This is a genomic window from Mesorhizobium sp. M7A.F.Ca.US.006.04.2.1 (assembly GCF_004022915.1).
Classification (GTDB): Bacteria; Pseudomonadota; Alphaproteobacteria; order Rhizobiales; family Rhizobiaceae; genus Mesorhizobium; species Mesorhizobium ciceri.
On sequence record NZ_RZQA01000482.1, the window covers coordinates 1 to 4,992 of the forward strand.

Here is a 4,992-nt window from a genome sequence, read left to right on the forward strand (position 1 = left end):
TTGCAGCTCCGCAGCCGCCGAAGCCGGCGACGCATTCGAGGGCGATCGATCCCGAAATCGTCGCGCCGCCGGAACTGCCCGCCGACGGGCTTGAACGGATCGAGCCGCGCGAGCCGCTGAGCAAACTCGCGCTGGCCGTGCCGCCCAAGCCGAAAATGCCTGACGACTGGAACGGCACAAAGCTGTTCCAGCCGGTTGCGCCGGCCGCCGGCTTGATCGAGGCGAAGGGCTACTCGGTCGCGGTTTCCGGCATCGACATCGTCAGGCAGGACGAGATTTGCAGCGAGGACGGCAAGTCCTGGCCGTGCGGTGTCCGGGCGAGGACAGCGTTCCGCGCCTTCCTGCGCGGCCGCGCGGTGGTCTGCACGGTGCCGCCGCAGGGCGGCCGCGACCTGATCGCAGCCGAGTGCCGGATCGGCAAGCAGGATGTCGGTCAGTGGCTGGTCGAAAATGGCTGGGCGCGCGCCGCCAAGGGCGGCCCCTATGTCGAGGCCGGCGACAAGGCGCGCACGGGCAGGAAGGGCATTTTCGGATCGGCGCCTGATCTGTCCGGCATGCCGGCGATGCCGGCCGCGCCAGGCCCGGCACCTCAGGCGCCGGGTTCGATCCTGGAAGAGGTCGACGGCGTGCTCAAGCCAGCTGACCAGCCAGCGCCCGCTCAATGAGCGCACGCGTCTCGGCAACGCCGTAGAGTGCTGCGAACGAGCCGAAGCGCGGGCCGCGCTCCTGGCCGATCAGCACCTGGTAGATCATCTGGAAGAAGGCGCCCGATACGCCGGGGCCGCCTTCCGGGCTCTGCTTGGAATGATCCTGATAGCGCTCGATCCTGCGTGCGACGTTGAGCGAGGCGTTCTGGATCGCTTCGCCGCTGGCGTCCGCCGGCAGCGCGCCAAGTGCTTCGTCGAGCGCTGCCAGCGCTTCGCGCTCGACCTCGTCGGCGGGCCGGAAGGTTTTCGTCGGCTTCACGAAATCGTCGAAATAGCGGATCGCATGGCCGACCAGCCGGTCGAGCTCTGGATGCGTCGCCGGCGTCACGCCTTGCGTATGACGTGAAATGAATCCCCACAGCACATCCTTGTTCTGCGCGTTGGAAGCGCTGACCAGATTGAGCAGCAGAGAGAACGGCACCGGCATGTCGATCGCGGGCGGGTTGCCGTCATGCATATGCCAGACCGGGTTGCCCAGCCGCTCCTTCCAGTCCTGGCGGGGATAGGCGGCGAGGAACGTGTAGTATTCATCCACGGCCCGCGGGATGACGTCGAAATACAGCTTCTTGGCCTGCCGCGGCCGTTGGTACATGTAGAGCCCGAGGCTTTCGGTCGGCGCATAGGTCAGCCACTCGTCGATGGTCAGCCCGTTGCCCTTCGACTTCGAGATCTTCTGGCCATTCTCGTCGAGGAACAGTTCGTAGACGAAATGCTCCGGCGCCCGTCCGCCCAGAATGTTGCAGATACGGTCGTAGACCACCGCATTGGTCTGGTGGTCCTTGCCGAACATTTCGAAATCGACGCCAAGCGCTGCCCAGCGCATGCCGAAATCCGGCTTCCACTGCAGCTTCACGCGGCCGCCGGTGATCGAAAGCGTGGTCTCGGTGCCCTCGTCGTCGAAGGTGATGGTGCCGGCTTTGGCGTCGACATGCTTCATGGGCACGTAAAGCACGCGGCCGCTCTTCGGCGAGATCGGCAGGAACGGGCTGTAGGTCGCCTGCCGCTCGGGCCCGAGCGTCGGCAGCATCACCGCCATGATCTGCTCATAGCGCTCGGCAGCGCGCTTGAGCATCGCGTCGAAACGGCCGGCCTTGTAGTATTGCGTCGCGCTGGCGAACTCGTAGTCGAAGCCGAACGTGTCGAGGAAGCGGCAGAGCATCGCATTGTTGTGGTCGGCGAAGCTCGCATAGTCGCCGCCGAAGGGGTTGGGGACCGACGATAGCGGCTTGTGCAGATGCGGCTCGAGTGCGGCGCGGTCCGGCACGCTGTCGGGTATCTTGCGCATGCCGTCCATATCGTCGGAAAAGCACAGCAGCTTGGTCGCGACCTTGTCCTGCGTCAGGACACGGAAGGCATGGCGCACCATCGAGGTGCGCGCCACCTCGCCGAACGTGCCGATATGCGGCAGGCCGGACGGCCCGTAGCCGGTCTCGAACAGGACTGTTTGCGGAAAGTCGGCGCCTTTGTAGCGCTCGATGATCTTTTTGGCTTCCTCGAACGGCCACGCCTTGCTTTCGGTCGCGGCCGCCAGCAGCTCGGGGTTGAGATCGATGATGTTTGATCCCGCCATGTCACAGTTTTCCAAATCATCTGCCGGCCCGAAGGCGGGCCGCAGCAAGGGTTTTTCAACCGGTCTCTAGGCGTGCAGCGCCGGAGCGTCAACGCGTGCGGCGCTTTTTCCTTGCGGTGCAGAACGGGCGTTCCTAACTTCGAGGCCCGGTTCAAGGAGAAAAAATTGCCGACACCTCATGAAGCCCTGATCTATCTGATGGTCATCACCTCGGCCTCCGACCGCGACATGACCGATGTTGAACTGGCGCGGATCGGCGAGGTCGTCCGCTCCTGGCCGGTGTTCGAGGACTTCAACCACGACAGGCTGGTCGGCGTCGCCCAGGACTGCCAGAAGCGCCTGCACGAAAAGGATGGGCTGGAGGGCGTGCTGGCCGAAGTCGCCGAGGTCTTGCCCGAGCGGCTGCGCGACACCGCCTATGCCGCCGCCTTCGAGGTTGCCGCCGTCGACCTCGAAATGCGCATGGAAGAGGTGCGGGTGCTGCAGCTGATCCGGCGTCAGCTCGATCTCGACACGCTGACGGTTGCTGCCATCGGCCGCGCGGCCAAGGCGCGGCTGCGTACCCTGACCTGAAAGTCCTTGGCTTTAGAAAAAACTGACGGGGAAATAGCGCAGATAAAATTCGGCGAACGTGCCTTTCATTGAAATTTCCTGCAGCGCGTAGTCGATCGCTGCGGCCAGCGCCGGATTGTCCGCCTTGGTGGCGATGGCCATGCCAGTGCCCAGATATTCGGGCGCCAGATAGGGCCCGCCGGCAAAGCGGCAGCAGCCCGCCGCGTCCGAGCCGCCCAGCCAGAAAGCCAGGCGCATGCCGTCGCCGAAGGCGGCGTCGACCTTGCCGGCCTTGAGATCGGCATACAGTTCTTCCGGCCTGTCGAAAGGGACGACCTGGACCGTGTTGAAATAGTCGCGCAGCATGCGCTCATGCGCCGAGCCTGATATCACGCCGACACGCTTGCCGTGCAGTTTGTCAAAGACGGGCTCGGTCAGCGCCTTGCCCTTCGGCATGATGAAGCGCGCCGGAAACTGCAGATAGGAGCGTGAGAAGGCGTAGGTCGCGCGCGATTCCGGTGTGGCGGCGATGCCGGCGATGATCGCCTCGCCTTCGCCTTTCCGCAGTGCGCCTTCCAGCTCGGCCCAGGGCAGGGCCTGGATCTGGCATTTTTCGACAATGCCAAGCTCGGCGCAGATCGCGCGTGCCAGATCGATGTGGAAGCCGGACAGCTTTCCCGCACCGTCGAGGAAGTTGAAAGGCGGGAAGTCCGTGGTGGTGAGGAATCTCAGCCGGGGCAGCTTCGAAAGGTCTGGCTTGGGCAGCCGCTCCTTGGCATCCCACAGCACCGGAACCTGAGGCGCCGCGGCGCGCGCACCGTCGGCGAACGACAGCAACCCGATCAGCATCGCAAAGGCGAAGGACCTCCACCGGAACGCCAAGATAAAACTCCGCCACAGTCGTGCTCGCACCGGTTTTGGTACGAAAATGGTACAGGCACAATGGTTTTTGATTTCAACACGCCGATTTCAGGATATGATTTAGCCGGTTTGCAAATCAGCTTCGGTCGCCTCGATGAGAGGGAGCCACAAAATAAGTATGCGATTTGCAATCCGTGGTCGGTGGCGAAGTGTAGATCAGGCACGCATCATTGGCCGCAATGCACAAGGCAACATGGGGTTGATGTTGCGATGGGTCAGTTCGATCGCACGCTGGAATACATAGACCAACTGCAGCACGCCGCAACGGCGGCGGCGGTCTGCGAAAGGCTGCTGGGCATAACATCGGATTTCGGTCTCACCGCACTGATGGCGGGAACCGTCCCGCAGCCAGGCACGCCGGCCGGCCAGCAAAAGCAGCATGTGCTTCTCTGCGATTGGCCTGGCGAGTGGCTGGAGCGCTATGTCGCGCGCAACTATGTCGATCATGACCCGGTCGTCAGCCATATGAAACAGTTGCAGGCGCCCTTCCAGTGGCACGAAGCGTCCCAAGGCATCCGCATAGACAAGAGCAGCGGCGAGGTGATGGGCGATGCCGGCGCCTTCAAACTGCGCGATGGGTTGGCCTTTCCGCTGATCACGCTCGACGGCCAGATCGTCATGGTGTCGCTGGGCGGCGAGGCCGTGGAATTGTCCGCCGCCGAATTCGGCCAGGTGTCGCTGGTCTCGACCTACGCGGTTGGCCGCGCCATGCAACTCCACACCATGGCGAACAAGACCATCGATCATATCGTGCTGACGCCGCGCGAGCGCGAATGCCTGCAATGGGCCGCCGTCGGCAAGTCCGAATGGGAGATTTCGCAAATCCTCGGCATTTCCGAACACACCTCGGAGAAACATCTTCTTAACGCCAAAAGCAAACTAGGTGCCGTCAACAGGGTGCAGGCCGTCGCGGAAGCGATACGGCGCGGCTACATTAGTTAGGTCGGCCGTGCCGACCTGAAATCCTTGCCTACGCGATCACGCAATTTTCTCATCAAAGCACGGCCGTATCTTCCTCTGAACGCAGGAGACGGCGGAATGCTTTTTTCCCTTACAACCCAGGAATTGATGGAACGTCCCGACCTTTGGGAGGCCGTCCATCGTTTGCGCTACAAGATATTCGTCGAGGAGATGGGGTGGGATGACCTCAGGCGCCCCGATGGGCTCGAACTCGACCAGTTCGATCACGACGAGGCGGTCCATCAGATCGTCATCAGGGGCGGTGAAGTGGCGGGGTTTTCC

At 63.1% G+C, this 4,992-nt stretch carries 6 protein-coding genes; 4 read left to right on the forward strand and 2 right to left on the reverse strand.

Annotation, left to right across the window (positions count from 1 at the left end):
- Positions 1 to 665: thermonuclease family protein (locus EN925_RS23160; protein ID WP_164894342.1), on the forward strand; the 665-nt coding region annotated here is incomplete at its 5' end.
- Here the strand turns inward: EN925_RS23160 and EN925_RS23165 are convergent.
- Positions 631 to 2,277: a lysine--tRNA ligase gene (locus EN925_RS23165; protein WP_063170009.1), complete on the reverse strand. Its 1,647-nt coding sequence runs from the start codon at positions 2,275 to 2,277 to the stop codon at positions 631 to 633. The two genes, EN925_RS23160 and EN925_RS23165, sit on opposite strands and share 35 nt — an antisense overlap.
- A gap of 165 nt (positions 2,278 to 2,442) precedes the next feature.
- Between EN925_RS23165 and EN925_RS23170 the strand changes: the two genes are divergently transcribed.
- Positions 2,443 to 2,850 (forward strand): tellurite resistance TerB family protein, encoded by a 408-nt coding sequence (locus EN925_RS23170; protein ID WP_013533653.1) that lies wholly within the window; start codon positions 2,443 to 2,445, stop codon positions 2,848 to 2,850.
- 12 nt (positions 2,851 to 2,862) lie between these two features.
- Here EN925_RS23170 and EN925_RS23175 read toward each other — a convergent pair whose 3' ends face one another.
- Complete coding sequence (locus EN925_RS23175; protein ID WP_063170010.1) at positions 2,863 to 3,711, reverse strand: transporter substrate-binding domain-containing protein; 849 nt, start codon at positions 3,709 to 3,711, stop codon at positions 2,863 to 2,865.
- A 249-nt stretch (positions 3,712 to 3,960) separates the two neighbouring features.
- Between EN925_RS23175 and EN925_RS23180 the strand changes: the two genes are divergently transcribed.
- Together EN925_RS23180 and EN925_RS23185 are read left to right on the forward strand one after the other, a co-directional pair.
- Entirely contained in the window at positions 3,961 to 4,692 is a 732-nt protein-coding gene (locus EN925_RS23180; protein WP_024503165.1) for a LuxR family transcriptional regulator, read from the forward strand.
- A gap of 96 nt (positions 4,693 to 4,788) precedes the next feature.
- On the forward strand, positions 4,789 to 4,992 hold a 204-nt coding region (locus EN925_RS23185), incomplete at its 3' end, for an acyl-homoserine-lactone synthase (protein WP_127417534.1).